Source organism: Cuneatibacter sp. NSJ-177, from assembly GCF_022867805.1.
Classification (GTDB): domain Bacteria; phylum Bacillota; class Clostridia; order Lachnospirales; family Lachnospiraceae; genus Pseudolachnospira.
The window spans coordinates 22,643-44,486 of record NZ_JALIFO010000011.1 but is presented as its reverse complement, the minus strand read 5'-3'; the positions used below and the strand labels follow the sequence as shown (position 1 = coordinate 44,486).

Here is a 21,844-nt window from a genome sequence, read left to right as displayed (position 1 = left end):
CGGCCGGGACCGCCGCAGGAATCTGGTTTTTAGTTTCCTAGCCTGCGCCCCAGCATATCCGGATTGGTGGCGTAGGTCAGGGCCGTATCCTTTGTGATCCGGCCGGACTGAAAAAGGCTGAGGAGGCTGGCGTCCATGGATCTCATTTCTTCCGAGGTGGAAGAGTACAGGATGCCGCTGATCTGATGAACTTTATTCTCCCGGATCATATTTCGGATGGCGGGCGTTACGGTCATAATTTCAAACACAGGAAGCCGCCGGCCGTCCACCGAAGGGACTAATTGCTGCGACACCACTGCCATCAGGCTCATGGAGAGCTGCACGGTGATCTGGGACTGCTGGCTCGGAGGGAAAATATCGATGATCCGGTCAATGGTATTGGCAGCGCCGATGGTGTGCATGGTGGAGATAATCAGATGACCGGTCTCCGCTGCGGTCATGGCGACGGAAGTGGTCTCTGCATCCCGCATTTCGCCAAGCAAAATCACGTCCGGGCTTTGACGGAGAGCGGCCCGCAGCGCCGCCACGTAGCTCTGGGTATCCAGCCGGATTTCCCTCTGGCTGACAATGCTTCTTTTATGGGAATGCAGGTATTCCAGCGGATCCTCCAAGGTGATGATATGCTTTTCTTCCTTGGCGTTGATCGCATCCACCATGCAGGCCTGCGTCGTGGATTTTCCGCTTCCGGCCGGGCCTGTGACCAAAACCAGACCGCGGGTGATGGCTCCCAGACGGATAACGGCGTCCGGGATGGCGAGATCCTCCGGCTTTGGAAGGTGGAACGTGATGACCCGGATCACAGCGGCCAGCGTTCCCCGCTGTTTATAGGCATTGACCCGGAAACGGGATACCCCGGAGATGGCTAGGGAAAAATCATCGTCTCCCCCTTTCTGTAAGGGTTCAATGGATCGGTTTTCCGCCAATTGATAGATTTGAGTGATCAGCTCTTCCGTGTCTTTCGGAAGAAGCTTTTCTTCGTTTTCCTGGATTAAAAGGCCATTAATCCGGCAGGTGACCGGAAGCCCGGCAATCAGGAAAACATCGGATGCGCCTTCGGCGGCGGCTTTTTTTAAAAGGTCAACGACGTTCATAATGCAGCTCCTTCAAGAGATAAAACCGGAACAATATTTTTCCCCTCCCATTCCCTGGTGGATCTTTCCTTCCAGGATGTGATGCGATAAAAGCGATCGCCTGGCTCGGTGGGAAAAGTCAGCTCCAGACATACGGCAAGCGCCCGGTCTTCCCCGAAAGAAATCTGGAAGCTTACCGCCGGCAGAGCGCCGGAAAAATCGGTCTCGATTCCATCGAACCCGGCCAGCGCGCTTTTGACGGCTTCGTAGTAGGATGCGGAATCGGTTTGATAGGCTTGATACAAGATGTCATCGATCTGGCTCAGCAGATCTTCCGCCTGGTTGGAGGCGGCATAGTAAGCGGCGGTGCGCTCGGAGATTTTTTCTCCGAAGGCCCGGTCTCTCTGGGTGTTTACGGCGGAGAGCGCGGCAAAGGTTACCAGAGACAGGATGATAAACACACATAGGATCAGGGAAGCCCCCATATGACTGACAGGAAAAGATTTTGATTTCATGGGGCGACCTCCTGTTCTGTTAGGGTGTGGGGAAAATTCCGCCGGACTTCCAGGCGAAAGAGATCATTCCCTTCCGCCGTGCAAACCGCGATTTCCGCCGTGCCGGTAGATCCTGCAAGAGGGAACGGCCGTGAGGTTTCGCCGGAGAGATCCTTCCAGGACCAGGATACCGTCAGCTGATAGGCGGCATCCGCATTCTCACAGCTTTGCCAGTCTTGGTTAAAATAGAGGGTCTGATCGGAGGGGGCGGCATCGCCGGTCCGGATCACATCGGCCATGCTCTGGGCCAGCGCGACCGCCTGGTTCAAATCAGCCGTTTCCGCGGCTTTTTGCCTGGAGCCTGCGAAGATCTGGATACATACCGCGCTGCATAGAGCGAAAAAGAGGATGGCAGCGATCAGTTCCATCAGGAACAGGTTCGGCCGCCGGGCGCTGATTCTTCTCATTGACCGGCACCCCCTTTCTCGCTTTTAAAACCGGCGAAGAATGTAAACGGCTCCCCGCTCGTATCCTCCGTCCGGAAACGGAAGAGATGCGGGCTCACTTCTTCTATCTCAAAGGACTGCACTTCGAGGATCGTTTTCCCGCTGGCTGCCGTGGCATCGGTCCCGTCTTTGATCAACAATTCTTTCAGCGCCCCTTCGTCCGCATAGATGTAGGTGGTGTAGGAAGCCCCGTTATAGGCCTGCCGGATCGCCAGGGCGTCCCGGCCGTCAAAGGAATCCAGAAAGACGGCTCCGTTTTCATCTCCCTGACGGATTTTTTCCGTTAGATAAGCCATGGCCGTCCGGGCGTTATAATTTTTTTCCGTTTCGGCCGCCGTATTCCGGTAAGCGCCGGAGGCGGTCAGAATCAGCATCACGGCGGAGGCGGCAAAGACAAAAAACAGCGCCAGCGGAAAGAGAAAGTCCACTATATGATGTTTGGGTTCAAAGGAATTCATCCGGGCATCTCCCCTCCTTCCTGTTTTGGTCTAGCGGGGATTTCGGGCCAGAACCGTAATGTCCGGCATGATGTTTTCCCCCAAGGGCTGGTAGTCGACAAAAAAACGGTTCTCATCAAAAGACAGCCCATAATTTTCTTTGAGATAGTCCAGGCTTTCCGGGTAAGATCCCTCCACGCAGTAACAGTGGACCGCGGTTTGGTAGAGTGATTTTTCCAGGCTGGCGAGCTGTTCTTCGGAAGTCTTTTGGGACAGCAGGTTTAAGCCGCCGGAAAATAAAAAGAGGACCAAAAGGAACAGGGCGAGAGTGACCCAGATTCCGGAAACGCGCCGCTTTTGAGAGCGGCCGGAAAAACGGTTCATAAACGCCTCCTTTACATGCCGGAAAGAATGCCCATCAGAGGAAGCATCACGGAAAGCAGAATCACACCGACGATGACGGAGAGAATCGCCACAAGAGTCGGTTCCAGCACCGCGATTCTCCGGCGGATGTGGCCGTCCAGCTCCTCTTCCGTCTGGAGCGCTATTTTCTGAAACATTTCATCGGCGCACCCGGTGCGGGAGCCGATGTGGATCATCCGGGCATAGAGGCCGGTCAGGATTCCCGCCTCGGACAAAGCGGCGGCAAAATCCGTTCCCTCCTGTACGGATTGGCGGCAGGCTTGGATTTTTTTACGGAAATCTTCATCCTCCACCAACTCGGAGGAAAGTTCAAAGCTCCGGTCCACATCCAATCCGCTGGAGAGAGTCAGCGCCATCCCGCCCGCAAAACGGCAGGCCGCGGTTTTACGGCGAAATTCTTTGCCGATGCCAAGCCGGGCGGCAATTTTTGCAGCCGCTTTCTTTCCGGAAGCAGTCCGGACACAGAAAAACACGCAGAGCACCGCCAAAATCAACAGGATGAGGAAAACGGAAGAATAGCGGTTCATGGTTTCCCCGACCGCGAGAAGGCCGGAGGAAAAACCGTTCATTTTTCGGCCCAGCTGTTCAAAAACCTGCTGGAAAACCGGCAGTACCTTGGTGATCAGGAGGACCACGACCACAGCCATCATAGCCAGCATCACCAGCGGATAGGTAACCGCCTGCTTCATGGAATCCGCGATACTGTCTTCGCGGTCATAGTATTCCGCAAGGGCATCCATGACTTCATCCAGCTTTCCGGACTGCTCTCCGATTTCCGTCATCTGCAGCAGATAGGAGGGAAAAGCGCCGGTGGCTTTCAGAGCGTTTGTCAGGCTTCCCGTCGCCTGCAGCGTTTCCTCCACGATTGCTAAGAGCCTTCGCTCCGCCTCGGAGGACGCATCCTGTACCATAATGGAAATCCCTTCCGCCGGAGATATCCCCGAACGAAGTATCATCGCCATCTGACTGCAAAAGGAGGCGGTTTCCTGATAGGAGAGAGGTTGTTCTGATGTTTTTGTTTTCATGGAAGCTCCTTCCTGATGGATTTTGCATGGAGTGTTAATACGTATATTTGACGATATAGTTGCTGCCGTCTCCCACATATTTTTTGACATCTTCGGCATCGTTGTTGGCCGCCAAGGTGGGGTCCATCAGGGTCCAGACCTTACCGTCAAATTGAATCACATTGTCCACCCAGCCCTGATCGTCCACGTAGGTGCTGATCCAGGCGTGGTAGAGATCGTTGGAATAGCCGACCACAAGCTTGGTGGGAATCCGCTGGGCCCGAAGCATGGCGGTCATGACCGCCGCATAGTCAAAACAGATCCCAGTCTGATCGGACAGCACTTCGTCCACATCCGGCAGGTAATCATAAGGCGCATTTTCCGCCAGGGCCTCGTCATAGGAGATGGATCCGATCACATAGTTATAAATATTGGTGACGACCTCCAGATCCGAATGGGCGCCGTCTGCCAGCTGCTCGGAAAGGGAAAAGGCTTTGCTGTCCGCAGTGAAATTTGTGTACTGGTTGGGATAGAGGAAGGGTTTAAATTCGTCCGCAATCTCTACCTGAATTGTCTGGGACAGCACGGCGGCGTATTGGTCGCCGTTCAGGTTTTCATAAACCGTAAACTGATATTCGCCGCTTCCTTCGGTCAGCGGGAAGGATTCGTAATCGGTCCGGCTGTGGATCACATACGTATACTTGACCGAGGTAGGGGAAATGATCTGTAATTTCACCTTCTGGTTGCTTCCGGTATAGCGGACCATAATATAGCCTTCTGAAGTGTGGGAGGCATCGGCCGCCGCCGTATCGGAGGTGTACGTAACAAGGCCGGACGCCTCCGGAACCAGCACCTGCGGGCGGCTGTCCCGCAAGGCCCCCGTCTCTTTGACACCCGTCTGTTTTGCGGGGGCGGCTGTCGTTCCGGCAGGCGGCTCTTCCGGCGAAGAACAGCCTGCCGCTGTCAGGCAGACCAGGAGCAGCAGCCATATGAAGTTGAAACAGGACGGCCTTTTCATACGGCGCTCTCCTTTCCTCTTAAATTATTCGATCAATTTCCGCGCGATGGTCAGGCGGATTTTCGGGTGATGTTTTCTCTGATCGTATCTTTCCTGAATCCGGTTCGCCGCGATCTCGCTTCCGTATTCATTGGGGACGGTCAAAATCACCGAATACTGGGAGTTACTGGTCCTGGTATAGATATCGTTCCGCCGCAGGGTGGTGGAGAGAAGTTCGAACAGAATCGCCATCTCGTCTTTCAGAACGGCGGAGTCCGGCTGATTTCCGGAGGCTTCGAGGAGCGACAAAAGCAGGAGATAGTGCTTGCTGTGGGACCGCCGCACCGACCGCCGGTTCAGTTGGTAAAAATTCCGGAAGATATCAAAATTACAGTAAAAGGTCTGGTTCGTCTTTCCGCTCTCGGAGAGATCCTCTTCCAATTCTTCCAGATTGACCGGATTGCTGGGAATCCGGGATAAAATCTCGTGGTAAACGTCCTGGAGAGAATCGCTGATGTCGACGCCGAATTTCTGGGTAAAGAAGTTCACGGTCTGATGGTAATATTCCAGCGCGGTGGTTGGCGTGTCCAGCCCTAGATAAGCCATCAGTTTATACCGGTGAAACCGGTCTTCCTCCTGGTACATCAGACAGGAGCGGTCGCACAAGGTGATTAGCGCGCTGTAATCCTTTTTCACCATTAAATAATCGCACATGCGGAGCGTGCAGTCAATAAATAAATTCCTGTAATAGGCATTCTGAAAAAGCACCCATTCCACGGATGTCAGCGTAGGGAGGAACTCTCCCTGATAAAGCTGGTGCATCCTGCTATAGAGCACGTAAGCCTGATCTGGGTCCTTTTCGCTCCTGGCCTGCTGGTAAAGCTGTTCAAATTCAAAGATATCGGTGGTACAAGGGATATCCTTGTTCCAGTAGTAGGAATCGTTGACATATCCGATGTATTCAGTTTCTTCCGAAGGGGAGAGAATTTTCAAGTCCTTCCGGGCGCGGTAGATCAGATTGCGCAGCGCGGCCGTCTGATTTTTGATTTGACCTTCGGGCCAGAGGGCCTCCGACAATTTGGCCTTGGAAACCTCCGCCCCCTTGTTGGTGATCAAATAGGATACCAAGAGGGTGATTTGGGAACTGTTATTGGTCCCTGGGTGAAATTCTCCACAAGGACTCTGAATCATAAATTCTCCGAACAACCGGATGCTGAGACGAAATTCCTGCATAGGCGCTGCCTCCTTGGGCGGTTTTTGACACTGCGGACAGTGTTTTCTCTTGTGTGTGTTATGATATTTGATTGTATCACACAAAAGGAAAGTAGAAAAGAAAAATCATATCCATATTATCTGTGACATTGGTGTGATTCCTATGTGTTATAGTATAAACGGAGTATTGGACTTATAGACAAATGAGTCTGGTGATAAGAAAAGAGGAGGAGCTCATGAAAAAATTCGTAAAAGGCCGTTGGCGCCGCACGACTTCCGTTCTGCTGGCGTTCGCCATCCTATTTACCACAATGATGCCCAGCACTACAGCATGGGCTGAGAGCTTGCCGGAAGGAGGAGCTTCCCTGTCCGGAGAGGTGACGGCGGAATCTTCCGGACAGGAGGAGACTACCGTTCCGGAGGGAAGCGCGGCGCCGGAGGCATTGGATCCGGGCGGGGATGCCTCAACCGGCTCGCCGGAACCGGCGGAGGATCAAGAAACGGCCGGAGGGCTGACCACGGAAGTGTTTACCCAGGCGGAGACAGCGGCTCAGGCGGCCGCGGAGACCACCGCTGCGGAAATTGCGGAGAGCCTGGGCGCTCTGGCGGCATCGTTCGAGGAGACGGTCGCGGCCGCTTCCCTGGGTGTGCCCCGCACGGATCCTATATCCTTCGGCATCTCGGCGACGGTTAGTTCCAAAGAGATTTTGTCAGGCGGAGACTTTAACTATTATATCAGCTACACAGTGCCGCCTCTGGAGGACAATCAGAAATACAGTGGGATGTCCATCGTGCTGACGCTCCCGGATTCCGTGACCCTGAAGCAGGACGACATGGGAAATCCACTGGTGCTTGGACAGGAAGTCGACAGTGTGATTCAGATCAAGCAGGGGAATGCGACCTTGGTCACGATCAATCTGAAGCCGGATAAGCTGAGCACCGGAACAACCAATGAAATTGATCTGAATTTGACCACAGAGAATTTCAAATTTATCGATGGATCAAAGATCAAGCTTTTGCCGAAAGTGCAAGGGTTTGCCGGAGACCAGGCGGCTGCCGGCGAGATCCCGGAGGCCGAGGCGCCGGAGGTAACGGTTCGGGCCGAGGATGATTGGGAGATCAAGAAATCGGTGGGAGCGGTGGATGGCTCCAGCGATCCGGATTTTTATCTGGTCCCCTACACGATCGTGGTACAGAATAAAAAAGGCGGTCAGGACTCCGACGGAGACCGAAACGGACGTCTGGATCTGGAATCCTTTTTGCTGACGGATACGCTGCCCACCGGCTATCCGGCCGGGGGCGGAGCGGCGGAAATCGTATCCCTGAAACTGGGGAACACGGACTTGGTTATCGGAGAAGACTATACGGTGCAGAACGCTTCCGACGGTTCGGTCGAGAGCGTACAGATTTCCGCGATCGGAAAGGCCGGAGACAGGGCTAGCTATCTTGGAGCCGGGTCGCCGGTCACGACCACCTATACGATGACGGTGAAATATCCGAAAGCTCCTTATGTGACTCCGTCCAACCAGGAGCTTCGGACCTATCAGCTGGATAACTGGGCCCAGATCGATTATAAGCTGTTGGGCGGCGTCCCGCAGGTTAAGAAAGCCGACGCTCCGATTACCTTGGGAGAAAAAGAGGTGACGGAGGATGATTACTCCATCACCGTGAAAAAGATCCTGAAGATCGGTGAAGAAAGTTTTCCGATTGAAACATCCGGCCTGACGGCTTCTTTTGCGCTTTACACGGATCCGGAATGCAGCAAACTGGCAAACAACGCCAACGGCACGGCTGTGGCCGGTTTGGAACAAGCGACCGGGACGGACGGCAAGGTGGTCTTTGAACACTTGCGCCGTGACACCTATTACTTAAAAGAAACATCGGCTCCCGCCGGTTTTTCAGCGGCCGGAACCGTGGTGAAAGTGACCGTAGGGGAGCAGGGGGCGATCACGGCAGAGGCGATGGATGCTGCGGCGGCCGGAAATGTGACCCTTTCGGAGAATACGATCGAGCTGACCAACCCGACCAGCGAACGGGGCGCCCTTCACTTTGTCAAGTATGGAAAAGACGCTGAGGGAAATATCCACACGCTGGCCGGCGCGACGTTTCGGCTGACCAGTACAGATACTCCAAGCGGGGCCTTCTATGAGGCCGTATCCGATTCCAATGGACTGGTCCAATTTATCGGAATCCCGGCCGGGGAATATCAACTGAAGGAAGCCAGCCTGAGCGATGATCTGGCGGCGGAGTATCCTCTGTCCGGCAAAGTGTTTTCCGTCACCGTGACGGCCAATGCAAACACGGTCCCCAATCTGGACGGCATCACACTGTCTGCGGGAGAGGTCAATGGATTTTTGAACGAATCCCAGAAGGGGCGTCTGCAAATTCAAAAGATCAGCTCGGCCGAGGGCAAAGAGTCTTTGGCGGGCGCTGAGTTTAAGCTTTACGGACCCTTCGTTGCTCCGCAGGCGGACATTCAGGGAGCGGACCCGGTCCAATACCAGGGAGCCGATTACATCCTGAAGACAGAGGCAGGCGGACTGGCGAAGACGATCCCCCTTGAAAAAGGGTATTACCTGCTGCAAGAAGTGACGGCGCCCACAGGCTATGCGCTGCCGGAAAATCCTTTGACGCAGGTGGAAGTGATTGCGAATCAGATCAATGAGACTCCCGTGGAGATTTCCAATGATCCGATTGTAAAAGTGACGTTTTCCAAGACAGGCGTGGTTGGAAACAGTGATTATACCGAGCCTTTGGCCGGCGCGACCTTTGAAATTTATGATCAGGAGACCGGCGGGACTCTGCTGGCGGCCGTCACCACGAAAATCGTCGGGGACAACCAATCTTCCAGCGATCCCGTGGAACTTGCTCCGGGAACCTACTATTATATTGAAACGGTTCCTCCGGAAGGGTATTCCCTGCCGTCCCCGAACCTCCGCACCGAGTTTACGGTTCCGAGAGGACAGGGGCAGCTGGAGCTTCCGGTGGAAGATCACGCCTACTATGGCCAGATCAAAGTGATCAAAAAGGACGCGGCAGATGATGGTATCCTGCTGGACGGCGTGGAGTAATCAGGCGGGTCATCTGGAAGCCGCCGGTTATCCGAATATCAAAACCGGCCAGGACGGCGTGGGCCTCTCCAAGGTAATTCCGTCCGGGACGTATTACCTGCGCGAGGTATCTGCGCCGGCCGGTTATCAGCCGCTGGAAGGAGAAGTGGAAGTGACGGTGACGGAAAATGCCCAGGTGGAGATTTCCGTGGCCAATGAGCGTCTGAAACAAATCCAGATCGAGAAGACAGACTCCGAGACCGGAGAAAAGCTGTCCGGTGTGGTCTTTGGCATTTTCACCGATTCCGCGGCGAATGTTCCGGTTCAGAACGCGGACGGAACTCCTTGCCAGGCTGTCACAGGCAGCGATGGGGCTGCGGTTTTTGAAAATTTGAAGCCGGGTACCGACTACTATGTCAAAGAGATTTCAACCGTCGATGGCTATATCCTGGATTCGTCCGTCCACCATATCCGAACGACGGACGGCACATCGGCCGATCAGGTACAGACGGAGCAACTGACCAACCAGCGGGAGGCCAAGATTGTGGTCCAGAAGCGGACGGATATGGACGCGGCGGACCCGGCCAATCCGGTGACCCCGCTGAGCGGCGCGGGCTTCACTTTGTACCGGTATGATGCCGGTGCGCCAGATCATATCGGGGCTCAGGTAGGGAGCGAAACATTTACGGATGCGGCCGGGGAACTATCCTTTGACGGCCTGACGCCGGGGGACAGCTATATCCTCGTGGAGACCACGGTTCCGGAGGGCCATGAGAAAGCGGCCAATGTGGAATTCCGAAATGTGGCCGCCGGTTTGAATCAGGGGGCTGGGTATGCGGAGGATGTAAGAACGGTCGTGGACCATGCGGATCATGGGAAAATAAAGATCGAAAAATATGCGGCCGATGCCTCCGGCAGGGCCGATACGACAAAGCCTCTGCGGGCAACATTCAATGTCTATACGAGCGCGGACGCTTCCGGGACTCCGGTGGCTGCGATTGAGACCAATGCGGAGGGAGCGGGCCTGTCCGGCTGGCTGACGCCGGGGACCTATTACATTAAGGAAGTTTCCGTACAGGATCAGGACGGCATCGCCTATACGCCGGATCCCACGATCCGTTCGGTGACGGTCCAGGCAGCTGAGACCAATACCGAACTGACCGGGGCGGCCGCTGTTGTCAATGTGGCCAAAGGGAAAGCAGCAATCGCAAAGAAGGCGGCGTATCAGATTGCATCCCAGGATGGGACCGGGACGGATGCGTATCAAAAATACGATTTAAAGGGCGCGGTGATCAAGCTCTTCCGGAAACAGACGGACTCTGCGGGGTCCGTAGCGCAGGCAGTGGCTGCCGATATCGCGGCGGCGGGCGGCCTGGATCACGCGGACTATACCTTTGATCTCACCAACAGCTCGTCTGGCATCTCGGATTTTCTGGACGCCGGAGAGTATTGGATTGTGGAGACCACCTGCCCGGACGGCTATACCATGCCTTTGGGCGACGGCAGCGGAAAAGGCACGGCGGTTGTGATTGGCGGTCAGACCGTCTATGCCTGGAATACGCCGTGCGCCATCGAACCGGGAAAGACGAATCCTCAAGCCATAGAGATTGACAATGTGACGGATCAGGGAAAAATCCGCCTGACCAAGAATGGTTTTTACGATATGAGCAGGCTTCTGGACGGCGCTCAGTTTGAGCTCTATGTGGCGGACCCGAACGGAGCGGAAACAGCAGTTCTGGAGCAGGCGGACGGCACCACGACGACGGTGACGGTCTCTCTGGTTTCCGGCTCGGCCTCCACGGACGCAGGTGGAAATATTTTAGAGAGCGGTACGGCGGGAACCGGCCAGGCGGTCACGGTGAATCTGGAGCCGGGAACCTACTATTTAAAAGAAGTCAGTACGGAAAAGATTACGGGAGGCCCCTGGTATTGGTACCATCAGTGGACGGGGCCGATCGTAGTCGAGGAAGGCAAAGAATCCGGCGTCACCGTCTCCAACTATAAGATGGAAGGCGAGGGCGTCAAGACCGGTGAGGCGGATCTACCGGTGGCCGGAGCCGTTTTCGGCGCTTTTGAAAATGAGGCGGACGCCATCGCGATGCAGGCGTTCCTGGAAGTCAACTATCAGTTTACCGCATCGGGAGAGACGGCGGGGACCGGCTGGCTGACGAGAGCGGATATGGCGGCTTCCCTGAAGGATGCGGCGTATCTCAGCGCCCATCGGATTATAGCGGTTTCAACGGCTACGGATGCAAACGGAAAGTTTACATTCACCGGCCTGGTGCCGGAGCAGACCTACTATGTGGTGGAGCTGCTGCCTCCGGAAGGATATATGGCCGACACCACGAACAGCGGAATCAAAGCGATCACCGTCAATGCCGATGGCACGGGTTTTACCACCGATCTGACGTTTCATGATGAGAAGCTGGGACGCCTCTCCGTATTAAAGTGGACGGCGATCGGCGACAAGAATTACGCGGTGGAGGGAGTCTCGTTTGAGGTCTACCGGGCGGTACTGGCGGAAGCCGAAACACAGACGGCCTACTCCAAAGACGGAACCTATTACCAGAAAAAAGAGGCGAAACCGTTTGCCTCTGGCGTTACGGGCAGCGATGGGCTTTACACATCCATTCTCCTGCCTGCCGGCATTTACATCGTGGAAGAAAATTCTGTGGATGGAGCGGGCGGAATCGTAACCAAGAATGAGGCGGAAGGTTCCACCTACCGCATTCTGACCGTAACCAGCGGTGCCACGGAGAATACCTATACCCAGATGGCGGACGGCTCCGGATTCTTTAACCCGGCGGCCTACGGCAAGTTCCTGCTGAAAAAGGAAGTGGACGGAAACAACCTGTACAATGTGAAAAATGTCACTTTTGTGATTCAGAAGAAGAACGGTGAAAGTTATGAGAACTACAAATTAGACGGAAAATCCGCAGAGTTCAAGGTTCAGACGAACGGAACGCGGTACGAATCTCCGTTCCTGCCGCCGGGAGAGTATCGGATTTATGAGAAGGCGGCGTCCGGGCTGACGGTCTATTACGACGGGTCAGACGACAGCCGGTTCATTGAATTCACGGTGGAGGCAGGCAAGTTCACCGGCGTAGCAGACGCAGACGGCAAATTTGACGGAACCGTTCCGGAGCCGTCGGTCATCGCCGGCGTGCAGTCCACGGAAGTGATCACGGTAGTCAACGCCGCAGAAGGCGAACTGACCATAGAAAAACGCGGCTTCTACAGCCCGGATAACCAGAACCTGGGCGCCTTGAAAGGCGTGGAGTTCGGCTTATATTCAGATGAAACCTGCCAGAATCTGGTGGGGACGACAAAGAAAACCAACGACCAAGGCAAGATAACCTGGTCAAAGTTAGACGCTGGCGACTACTGGCTCAAAGAGATCTCGACCCACGACAGCCGTTACACCCTGCCGGATTCCCCGGTGTGGAAGGTGACGATTGAAAAAGGCGTGAAGAATACTTCCCTGACGGGAAATGACGCCATTCAAAATCTGTCTGCCCAAGGGAAGATCAAGATCAAGAAGGTAGACGCTAACGACACCGCAAAGAGCTTGGAAGGCGCTGTTTTCGGAATTTACAGCGATTCCGGTTGCACCAAGGAAGTGGCGAGAATTACGACGAATTCCTCCGGTATCGGTGAATCACCGCTGATTCCTGCCAACGACGCGGCGGCCCCTTCCTACTATGTGAAAGAGATCACCCCTCCCAGCGGATATCTGGTTTCCAGCGAGGTGAAAACGGTTACGGTGGCTTCCAATCAAACCACGGACCTGACCTCAGGCAGCAGCGATTGGTTCCAGGATTCCAAGGAGTTCTCCATCCAGGTGACCAAGAAAAACGCCAGGGACAACAGCCTTGTAAAAGGCGCAGTGATCGGCCTCTTTGCGACAAAGGCGGATGCCGGGGCCGGGATCAACTGGATGCAGAAAAAGGAGACCGGAACGGACGGCCTGGCGGCATTTACCGGACTTGTGGTTGAGGAAACCGGGACGAAAACCTACTATATCCGGGAGCTTTCGGTACCTATGGGATTTGAGCTGAATCCAACGGTCTTTGAAATGGAGATCCGGTATGACGATCATAAAGATGCCCCGGTTCTTGCCATGGATCTGATCAACAATGAGCTGGGCAAGATCGCCGTCAAAAAGGTAGGCGATTGGAAACAGCTCAGCACGGACCAGACGAATGTCGGGCTGGAGAACGCGGTCTTTGAGGTTTACAAAGTCGCGGCGGACCAGACTGGGCATCAGGCGGGAGATACGCCTGTGACCATCCTCACCACTCTTGCAGACGGCACTGCCGTCAGCAAAGGCTTGCCGGAGGGCTGGTATGAGCTGGTGGAGATCGGCGCTCCGGACGGCTATGCGCTTTTGGACCACTCTCTCTGGGTTCAGGTGACGAACAATACGACCAACGATACCTATCAGGCGAATCCGATCAAGGATACGGCCAACAAGGGCAGATTTGTCCTGGAGAAATACGACGGCTCCGCCGCGTCCCAAAAAGATGGTCTGACGGGGCTGACCGGCGCGGTCTTCGAGCTGTACCGCTGGGATGAAAGCCAGGGAGCATACGTCTACAACAATCCGGATGAGCCCACGTTTACCATGACCGGGCCGAGCCGGACATCGGGCTACCTCCTGCCTGGCAGATACAAATTGGTGGAAATCGGGGCTCCGGCCTATGTCTACACCGATAGCAGCGGGCAGGAACACACGGTCCGGTTTGAGCTGGATTCGACCCCGGTGGAATTTGAGGTAAAGGCGGGAGCGACCGGCGCTTACCGGCCGGGCACGGATCAGCTGATTACCGATGGAGTTTTGAAGTTCTACAACAGCCCGAAAGGCTCCATTCAGCTGACCAAGTACGGCGAGGACGCATCGGGAGCGAAGGAGACCTTAGCCGGAGCAGCTTTCCGTCTCTATACGGACCCGGACTGCACCGCCGAAGTATCGGTGGAGTCCTGGAGCGGTGATTCCCTGCGGACGACGGACGCATTTGGCGTCTGTATCTGGGAGAATTTGGCCCCCGGCACGTACTACGTGAAGGAAATGGAAACCGATGCGGTGAAGCAGGCAGGCTATGCGGTTTGGGCGCAGCCGGTGGCCGTGGCGGTGGAAGCGGGACGTCTGGTGAAGCCGGTCGTGGCAGGAACCGAGGATTTGATCTACGAAGCGGAGCTTACCAACCAGGCTGACCAGGGACGGCTGCTGATCCAGAAGACGGATCCAAGCGGACAGCTCCTGGACGGTGCAGTCTTTGCCGTCTACGCCAAGGACAGCGAAGGTAATTGGAAAGCAGAGCCGGAGCAGACGCAGATGGTGACGGCAGGCGGCGTGGCAATCTCGAAGCTCTTGCCGGCCGCAGCGGACGGCACCGAGTACAAGGTGGTGGAGATTCAGGCGCCCAGCGGTTATACCAAGGACGAAAGCCTAGCGCCCCTGGAGAAGATCGTGACGGTTTATCCGCTTCACAATCCGGCCGCGGGCCAAAACAGCGATAAAAATGTTGTCACCTTTGAAAACATCCTGATTTCCGGCGCGGCCGGGATGAACGGAAAAATTGATAAGGCAGTCCAGGAAGTGGGCGTGGATGCCGATGAGGTTGGGTTTGCGGACGGAAGCAGTCCCAGAACGACGGCCCATGCGGCCCAAAGCCTGCTGAAAAGCGATTATGAGGTTCAGTTTAAGCTGTACGGATACGCCGGCGGCAGTAACGAGATCGGCGCAGATTCCTTTACCGTGACCGACAATGATATTACCCTGTGGTCCGGAGAGGCCCCGAACCTGGAACCGGTTGCCCTGTCCGAGGAGGCGGGCGCAAGCAGAGATTACCGGATCACCTCTCTGGAAGTTCTGCCCTCTGCGAACGGAGACCGGACCCAGACGGTGGGGGCGAATGTCTACATCCAGCGGACGCTGGCGGATAAGGCTTCGGATTCCTGGTATCTGTATCAGGAGATCCCCGATGCCGGCACAGCCCAGACCGTGAATTTTACGGGCTCCGTCATCGGCGTTCGGGTGGAATATCAGAATGTGCAAAAGCAGTTCCAAAGCGAAGGCCTGATCCTTCAGGCAACCTTCCTGGACCGCAGCGGCTGGTCCACGGAAACGGATCATGAGATCCGTGAGATTGTCAACGTGGCCAATGTGGAGTGGACGGACCGGAGGCTGGATGAAAACGGAAATCTGGCGGCGCAGAAAGCCAATGCTAATTCCAGCCAGGTGAAGCTGTACATCCCGAAGTATTCGTCCCATGTGCCTCAGGTCAGCATCACCAATGAGATCGAAAGCCAGAAGGCGACTTATTATTCCGGCGATTCGGTAAACTATAAGATTACGGTGGAAAACCATCAGGTGGATAACCAGAGCGAAACCTTCTACCGTCCGGTGGTATCGTTCCGGATGCCGGCCTGCACGACGGTCAATACCGGCCGTTACGCCAATGGATTCCAGATCACCAAGGTGGACCAGTACGGCAACGAGACGGTGATACCGAGCTCGTACTATACGCTGAAAGTGACGGAGGTGGATGCTCCGCTGATCAACCATGGGAACGATCAGTATGAGGAAAGCGATAAGCTGAAGTCCAGACAGTATGTGTTTGAATTTTCCGACGCGGTTTCCCTGGAACCCGGAGAACAGCTTCTGGTGAAATTTGACGGCATGATTTCCTACGACTCCAAGCGGCAGAACGGTGTGACCACTCTGGTCTGCCCGGCTTACCTGAGCAGTACGGCGAAGGTGCCCAAGTCGGCGGAAAACCCTCTGGGGTTAAGCTTCACCTCCCATGAAGAGCAGCAGCTCCATGACAATGAGGTGACCGACGGACTGCTTTCCGACGATCTCCTCTATCTGAACGCCGCGAACGAAGCGGCGGTGACGGATTCCACGACGGTGATGCTGGTGAAGTACATCGGCGTAAAAGGGGAAGACGGACAGGTGAAGTACCTGGATATGGGCGAAACGGCCCAAGTGAATCCAGGGGAGAATTTGTACTACAAGCTGACCCTGTACAACAATTCCAGTGAGAATATCAGCACCGCGCGGATCGTGGATATCCTGCCGTTCTACGGGGATTCCTACGTCATGATCAACGGAAGCTCCTTCACGCCGAGAGGCACCACGCTTCCGATGGGCGGCGGCTACGAGGATCTGACTCTGCTGGATGTGTCGGGCCAAACCGCAGGTATCCGGATCTATTCCACGGATGCCGGCTGGAGCGGACGCTCGTCCGGCGAGACTGCGGCGGGCGCACTGATGGGGCCGATGTATCACCGGACCGACAGCTTTGACAGCAACGCCGCCTGGTCCTCCGGCTTTGAGGCGGACAGCAGCGCCGTTGCGGCTGAGATCGATTTTGGAAGTGAAGGCCTGGCGCCGGGCGGTACCTATGATGTGTACCTGACCGTGAAGACGCCGGGATATACCGCGGATCAGATTGAAGATTACTATCAAAAACTGATCGCCAACTCGGCCATGGTTTCCGTGACCCGTCAGATGCCGGAAGGCGTCACCGCGCCGGACGAGGTGGGCTATCAGGACCGCACCGAACCGGAGCGGGTACTGGCTACGCTGAACCTTCCGACCGGAAGCCTGGGCGATTACGTCTGGTACGATGAAAATTCCAATGGGCTCCAGGATGACGGGGAGGAGCCGGCCAGCGGAGTGGCGGTATCGCTCCGCAAGACGACTTATTTTAAGGTAGGCGATCAGACCATCTCCAAAGAGGAGACTGTGAAACACACGGCCGCCGACGGTACGGTGGATCTTGATTACCGGACCGATCAGAATGGTCACTATGAGTTTACCGGCCTTGCCTGCAATTACCTGAAACCCGGAGCCGCCGAGGGTTCCACGGATCCGGACGATTACATCGGCGGAGAGTATTATACCTACCAGGTGATGTTTGAAATTCCGGAAGGCTATTCGGCAACCCTGAAAGGACAGGGCAATGATCCTGCCGTGGATTCCAACATGAACAGCGACGGGTCTACGGATCCGATCTCCCTTCGGGTGCTCGAAGATGAAAACGGCGGCCTCTACGGGGAAGCCGACACTACCATCGACGCTGGTCTGATCAGCCCTTATGCCATCGGCGATACGGTATGGCTGGATTGGAACAACAACGGCGTTCAGGATGAAGGCGAATCCGGCGTGGCAGGTGTACCGGTCCTCCTCTACAAGGTCGGCGAGGACGGCGTGATTGGAGAAGGCCAGGGCTATTACGCCCGGATGCTGACCGATGAAAAGGGCCTGTACCGGTTTGAAAATTTGCCGGAAGGGTATTACATCGTCCGGTTCGATATCAGCGAGCTGCGGAAAGCCGACGGCTATACCTACGCCTACGACTTTACCAAGTCCATCGCGCCGGAAGGCACACGGGCTGACCGGGATTCCGATGCGAAGCACTGGGTGGATGAAGACGGAAGAATCCGGCAGACCGACGTGATTACGCTGACGAGAGCCAGGCTGATTGAGGATAACATTTATGTTCCGGGCAAGGCAATGCAGGAAGACAATCGGTATGACGCCGGTCTGGTGGTCTACAGCGCCATCGGCGGTTTCTGCTTTGACGACCGGGATTACGACGATGTACAGAGCCTCTACATCCCGCTTCCCGGAACGAAGGTGGAGCTCTACCCGGTGGAGGAAGACGGTTCCTTTGCCGGCCAGCCGACGGCGGAGATCACGGTGGGCGCCGACGGAACCTACTACTTTGACCACCTGGTCTTTGACGGGGACACCCAGGATTATAAGATCCGATTCGTGTTCCCGGAGGGCTATACCGGCGTGGACGGAAATGTGGGGACCGACGATACCAAAGATTCCGACGCGCTCTATCCGGCTGGATCAGACCGGAGGGAGGGCTATACCGAGACGATTACATTGGCGAAAGATTCGGTGGATACGACTTGGGATGCCGGAGCCAGAAAGTACGCTGCGATCGGCGACTTTGTCTGGAGAGACCTTAACCGGAACGGGAAACAGGATTCCGGGGAGCCTGGAATTTCAGGCGTGCGGGTCGTGCTCCAAAGCCGGGCCGATGCCAACTCGGATTGGACGTATTACGGCGAAACCCTGACCGATGAGAACGGCTATTACCTGTTTGAAAAGCTGAGAAGCAGCGACGAGATTTCGGTGGAATACCGGGTGGTCTTTGCGCTGGGCTCCGAGACGCTGCTGACGAACTGCCAGCAGGCAGGCGTACCGGGCGATCTCGATTCCGACGCGATCGTTACCTACCGTTCCGGAATTCTGCCGGTTACAGCCGAAGGGCAGAGCGACGGCGGATATGTCACAAGGACCATCAAACCGGGATACGGGGAGACGGATCTGACCTGGGACGCTGGTGTCGTGGAGCTCTTGGGAGCCATCGGCGATTATGCCTGGTTTGATGACAACTATAACGGGATTCAGGAGCCGGGCGAGCTGCCTGCGGCGGGAATCCCCGTGGTGCTGGAGCGGAACATGGCCGGAGATCCGGAGCAGGATGATGCCTGGTTCGTGGTGGGCGAGACGCTGACCGATGCCAATGGGCTCTATCTGTTTGAAAATCTGCCGGCTGGTCTGTACCGGGTGCGGTTCCAGGTGCCGGACGGCTATGTGGCGACGAAATACGATCAGACAGAAGACACAGCTGTGGATTCGGATTTGGTGATCCGGGCCGGAGACCGCTGGTTCTACACCAGAGCGTTCCAGCTGGCTGCCGGCCAGGTGGATCTGACCTGGGACGCCGGAATCTATAAACCGAAGCGCCGGGTGGAGACCGTGACGGAGAATGAGGTGAAACAAACCGTGATCCGCCGCAATGGCACCAAGACCGGCGATACGCAGAACCTGATTCTGCCCGCCGCAATTCTGGTTGTCTGCGCAGGAGCGCTGGGCGTCTTGATTGTACGGAGAAAGAAGAAAAAAGAGCAGTAAAGAGGGGGCAGGAGCGGGCTGGCGAATTGACAGTCCCGCTCCCGTCTGCGCTCTCCTTGCGAAGAAAAGTCTTTCGTTTTGCGCCTGTACGGCGTGGAAAATCAGGTGGAAATGCCTGGGAAAGGCCTCCGTGTGATCGCCGTGTGATTCCGCCTGTGTATGATAGAGTCAGAAGATAGGAAAAACCCAAAATAAAATTGATTTAAATAGATGGAGGCGAGGATATGAAGAAAGGGAAAAAGTGGTTAGCAGTTTTGGCAGCGGCGGCGTGTGTGATGACCCAGCTGTACCCGGCTACGGTCCAGGCTGCTGTTTGGGTAGATGATTCCTCGGATCCCAACGGTGGATATTATATTGATGACGATGGATACGTCATGGAGGACGGTGCAAAAGACGGCGGCGCCAGTGATGAGTTCGAGTCGGTGACGACCAGAAAACTGGATTCCGAGAGCAGCAAATCCGGCAAAGAGAAGAGTGCGGCGGCCCAGGCGTCCATCGCGGCCCGCACCTCGGAGGATCCGGCCAGACAGCAGTTTGAAGTGACCACCAACTGTGAGGTTTCATTCCGTTTCTATAAGAACGGCTCTGAGATGCCGGATCAGGCTTACGAATACAGCGACGGAATCCTTTCCATCGCGGACATGGAGAATTACTACACGGTTATGGTGTTTGCCGCTGAGAGTGGAAACTACCTGGCGCAGGCCAACACCAAGCTGGCCCATTATTACACGGTAACTTACAATTACGAAGGCCAGAAAGTAGAGGTTGAGACCGGGAGCTTGAACCGGAATTCTTCCCAGTCCCATACGGCTCCGCTCTACACGGTGGGACCGGACGGCGAGGCGTATGTTTTGAACGGCGGCGAGCTGGCGGCAACCCAGATGCTCCACTTCGGAACCGCAGCTTATGAATTCCAGTATCAGCGCTTTGCGCCGGAAGCCAAGACGGCTACCGTGACTTACGAAGACGAGAAGGGAAATGTTCTCGACACAATCAGCAAAGAAGTGTCCTTTAAGGGCGATACCGTGTTCGAGATTCCGGAGACCTTTGACAAAGACGGACGCACCTACCTGAGACTGGATTCCCTGGCTCTGGTCAAGGTGAATTACTCCAGCCCGCAGCTTCATTACACGGTCAAGTACCGCGCGATGGATGCGGAAAACAAGGATCCCTATTCCGTAAAAATTCAGTACGTCGAGGCAGGCACCGGCAGAGTGCTGGGAGAGAAATACCTGACTGTGACCGTGGAAGACATTGCAAACGAGGCGGTTTTGACGGCGGATGCTCCCAAGGAGATCTCCGTGACCGAAGGTTCCTCTACGGTTTATTACCAGGTGCAGGAAGGCCAGAGCCTTCAGATCAGCCATCCGGCGAAAGATCACCAGACTCTGGTATACACGGTAACTTACGAGCAGATCGCCGAGGATGCGCCTTATACCTGGTCGGTCCGCCTGATCAACGCTGCGACCGGCACTGAGATTTCCCGGCTGGATCAGACCGTTACCGTGAACGCTCCCGCATCTTTCACTGCGGAATCCCAGCTTACCGTGAACGGCACGGTTTACTACCTGGATGCAGGCATGGAGAAGGAGTACACCCATTCCTACGGGGATGCGACGAGAATTCAGTATATTTACTACAATGAAGCAAGCGACAGCGTTCTGGCATCCTACAGCCTGAACATTCAGTACCGCAGCGTGACCACCAATGAGACGATTTTCCGGTCGACCCAGGAAGTGGAAGCTTCCGGATCCGATACGGCGATTCAGACCCCGGATACGTACGCGGGAGCCGACGGCACCCAGTATGTCCGGCTGAACGGACAGGAAGAGATTTCCCATTCGTTCTTCTCCCCTCAGCGGACCTACACGGTATATTACCGCGATGCAAGAGATGTTCAGAATGCGGACACCGTTGTGATCCAGACCGAGGTGGTGACCACGGAAGAAGTAGTCTATGAAGACGTGAACGAGCCGGCGGCTCCGACGCCTACCACGGTTCTGAACAATCCGGAGACCGGAGAAGTGACGACCCTGGACGATCAGGGCGTTCCTCTGGCAAACATTCCGGCGGGCGGGGAGAACCAGGATAATCAAAATCCCACCGAACCCGCTCAGACCGAGAGCGCGGAGCAGACCGAGCCCGGCACGGTGACTTTGGAAGATGAGAGCGTTCCGCTGGCCAACCAGAACCTAGCGGGCGCAGAGAGCGGATTCCAGCTGTCAAGTGTTTGGTGGATCTTCCCGGTTCTGCTGATCGCGGCAGTGGCGGCCGGCGTGATCATCGCAAAGAAAAAAGAAAACTCCGGTAAATAATGACAGGATGAAGTTGAATCAATGAAATTCGAATGCCCTCCGTTGCAGGCTTGCTTCGGAGGGCATTTTGTTTTGAGCGCAGGCTAAGCCGGAGACAAAGCTCTGACGGTCCCGTCAATTCATTGGCAGAGAAATGTCGGAAAGACTTGACAATCGGAGATACATCCGATAGACTGATAACGCATAATATAAACTATTTACGGTCGTCTGGGGCGTAAGCCTGCAGGCGTGAAAAGGGAAACCGGTGCAAATCCGGTACAGTCACCTCTTCTGTAACGTGGACGAAGAAACAAAATGCCATTGGCGGAGACCCCGCTGAGAAGGCGTTTCGGAGGATGAAGCGAAGTCAGAATATCTGCCGTAAAAGAAACGAAGCCTGTTTTCCGGGATGAG

General features: G+C 55.5%; 11 protein-coding genes and 1 riboswitch. Of the genes, 3 read left to right on the top strand and 8 right to left on the bottom strand.

What is annotated here, in order from left to right:
- Positions 1 to 29: 29 nt before the first annotated feature.
- Genes MUB23_RS15690 through MUB23_RS15655 form a run of 8 tightly spaced genes read right to left on the bottom strand, consistent with a single transcriptional unit; the run spans position 30 to position 6,164 of the window.
- Complete coding sequence (locus tag MUB23_RS15690) at positions 30 to 1,091, bottom strand: type IV pilus twitching motility protein PilT (protein WP_244801641.1); 1,062 nt, start codon at positions 1,089 to 1,091, stop codon at positions 30 to 32.
- The gene (locus MUB23_RS15685; RefSeq protein WP_244801639.1) at positions 1,088 to 1,585 is read right to left on the bottom strand and encodes a hypothetical protein; all 498 of its coding nucleotides are present in this window, start codon (positions 1,583 to 1,585) and stop codon (positions 1,088 to 1,090) included. The genes MUB23_RS15690 and MUB23_RS15685 overlap by 4 nt, the downstream gene beginning before the upstream one ends.
- Entirely contained in the window at positions 1,582 to 2,031 is a 450-nt protein-coding gene (locus MUB23_RS15680) for a hypothetical protein (protein ID WP_244801637.1), read from the bottom strand. Before MUB23_RS15680 ends, MUB23_RS15685 begins: the two co-directional genes overlap by 4 nt.
- On the bottom strand, positions 2,028 to 2,528 hold the full coding sequence (locus MUB23_RS15675; protein ID WP_244801636.1) for a DUF4860 domain-containing protein: 501 nt from the start codon (positions 2,526 to 2,528) through the stop codon (positions 2,028 to 2,030). Before MUB23_RS15675 ends, MUB23_RS15680 begins: the two co-directional genes overlap by 4 nt.
- A 30-nt stretch (positions 2,529 to 2,558) precedes the next feature.
- Positions 2,559 to 2,891, bottom strand: coding sequence for a hypothetical protein (locus tag MUB23_RS15670; protein ID WP_244801634.1), 333 nt, complete (start codon positions 2,889 to 2,891; stop codon positions 2,559 to 2,561).
- 11 nt (positions 2,892 to 2,902) lie between these two features.
- On the bottom strand, positions 2,903 to 3,955 hold the full coding sequence (locus MUB23_RS15665) for a type II secretion system F family protein (protein WP_244801632.1): 1,053 nt from the start codon (positions 3,953 to 3,955) through the stop codon (positions 2,903 to 2,905).
- 34 nt (positions 3,956 to 3,989) lie between these two features.
- A complete protein-coding gene (locus MUB23_RS15660) occupies positions 3,990 to 4,952 on the bottom strand; it encodes a transglutaminase-like domain-containing protein (RefSeq protein WP_244801630.1) in 963 nt (320 codons plus the stop codon).
- A gap of 24 nt (positions 4,953 to 4,976) precedes the next feature.
- The gene (locus MUB23_RS15655) at positions 4,977 to 6,164 is read right to left on the bottom strand and encodes an AfsR/SARP family transcriptional regulator (RefSeq protein WP_244801628.1); all 1,188 of its coding nucleotides are present in this window, start codon (positions 6,162 to 6,164) and stop codon (positions 4,977 to 4,979) included.
- Between the two features lie 215 nt (positions 6,165 to 6,379).
- Here MUB23_RS15655 and MUB23_RS15650 point away from each other — a divergent pair, with 215 nt between their 5' ends.
- The 3 genes from MUB23_RS15650 to MUB23_RS15640 all read left to right on the top strand — a co-directional run bounded on the left by MUB23_RS15650 (position 6,380) and on the right by MUB23_RS15640 (position 21,451).
- Entirely contained in the window at positions 6,380 to 9,214 is a 2,835-nt protein-coding gene (locus MUB23_RS15650) for a SpaA isopeptide-forming pilin-related protein (RefSeq protein ID WP_244801627.1), read from the top strand.
- Positions 9,183 to 19,136: a SpaA isopeptide-forming pilin-related protein gene (locus tag MUB23_RS15645; protein WP_244801626.1), complete on the top strand. Its 9,954-nt coding sequence runs from the start codon at positions 9,183 to 9,185 to the stop codon at positions 19,134 to 19,136. Before MUB23_RS15650 ends, MUB23_RS15645 begins: the two co-directional genes overlap by 32 nt.
- Before the next feature lie 224 nt (positions 19,137 to 19,360).
- Complete coding sequence (locus tag MUB23_RS15640) at positions 19,361 to 21,451, top strand: hypothetical protein (protein WP_244801625.1); 2,091 nt, start codon at positions 19,361 to 19,363, stop codon at positions 21,449 to 21,451.
- A 183-nt stretch (positions 21,452 to 21,634) separates the two neighbouring features.
- Positions 21,635 to 21,828, top strand: a riboswitch (cobalamin riboswitch).
- The last annotated feature ends 16 nt before the right edge of the window (positions 21,829 to 21,844 follow it).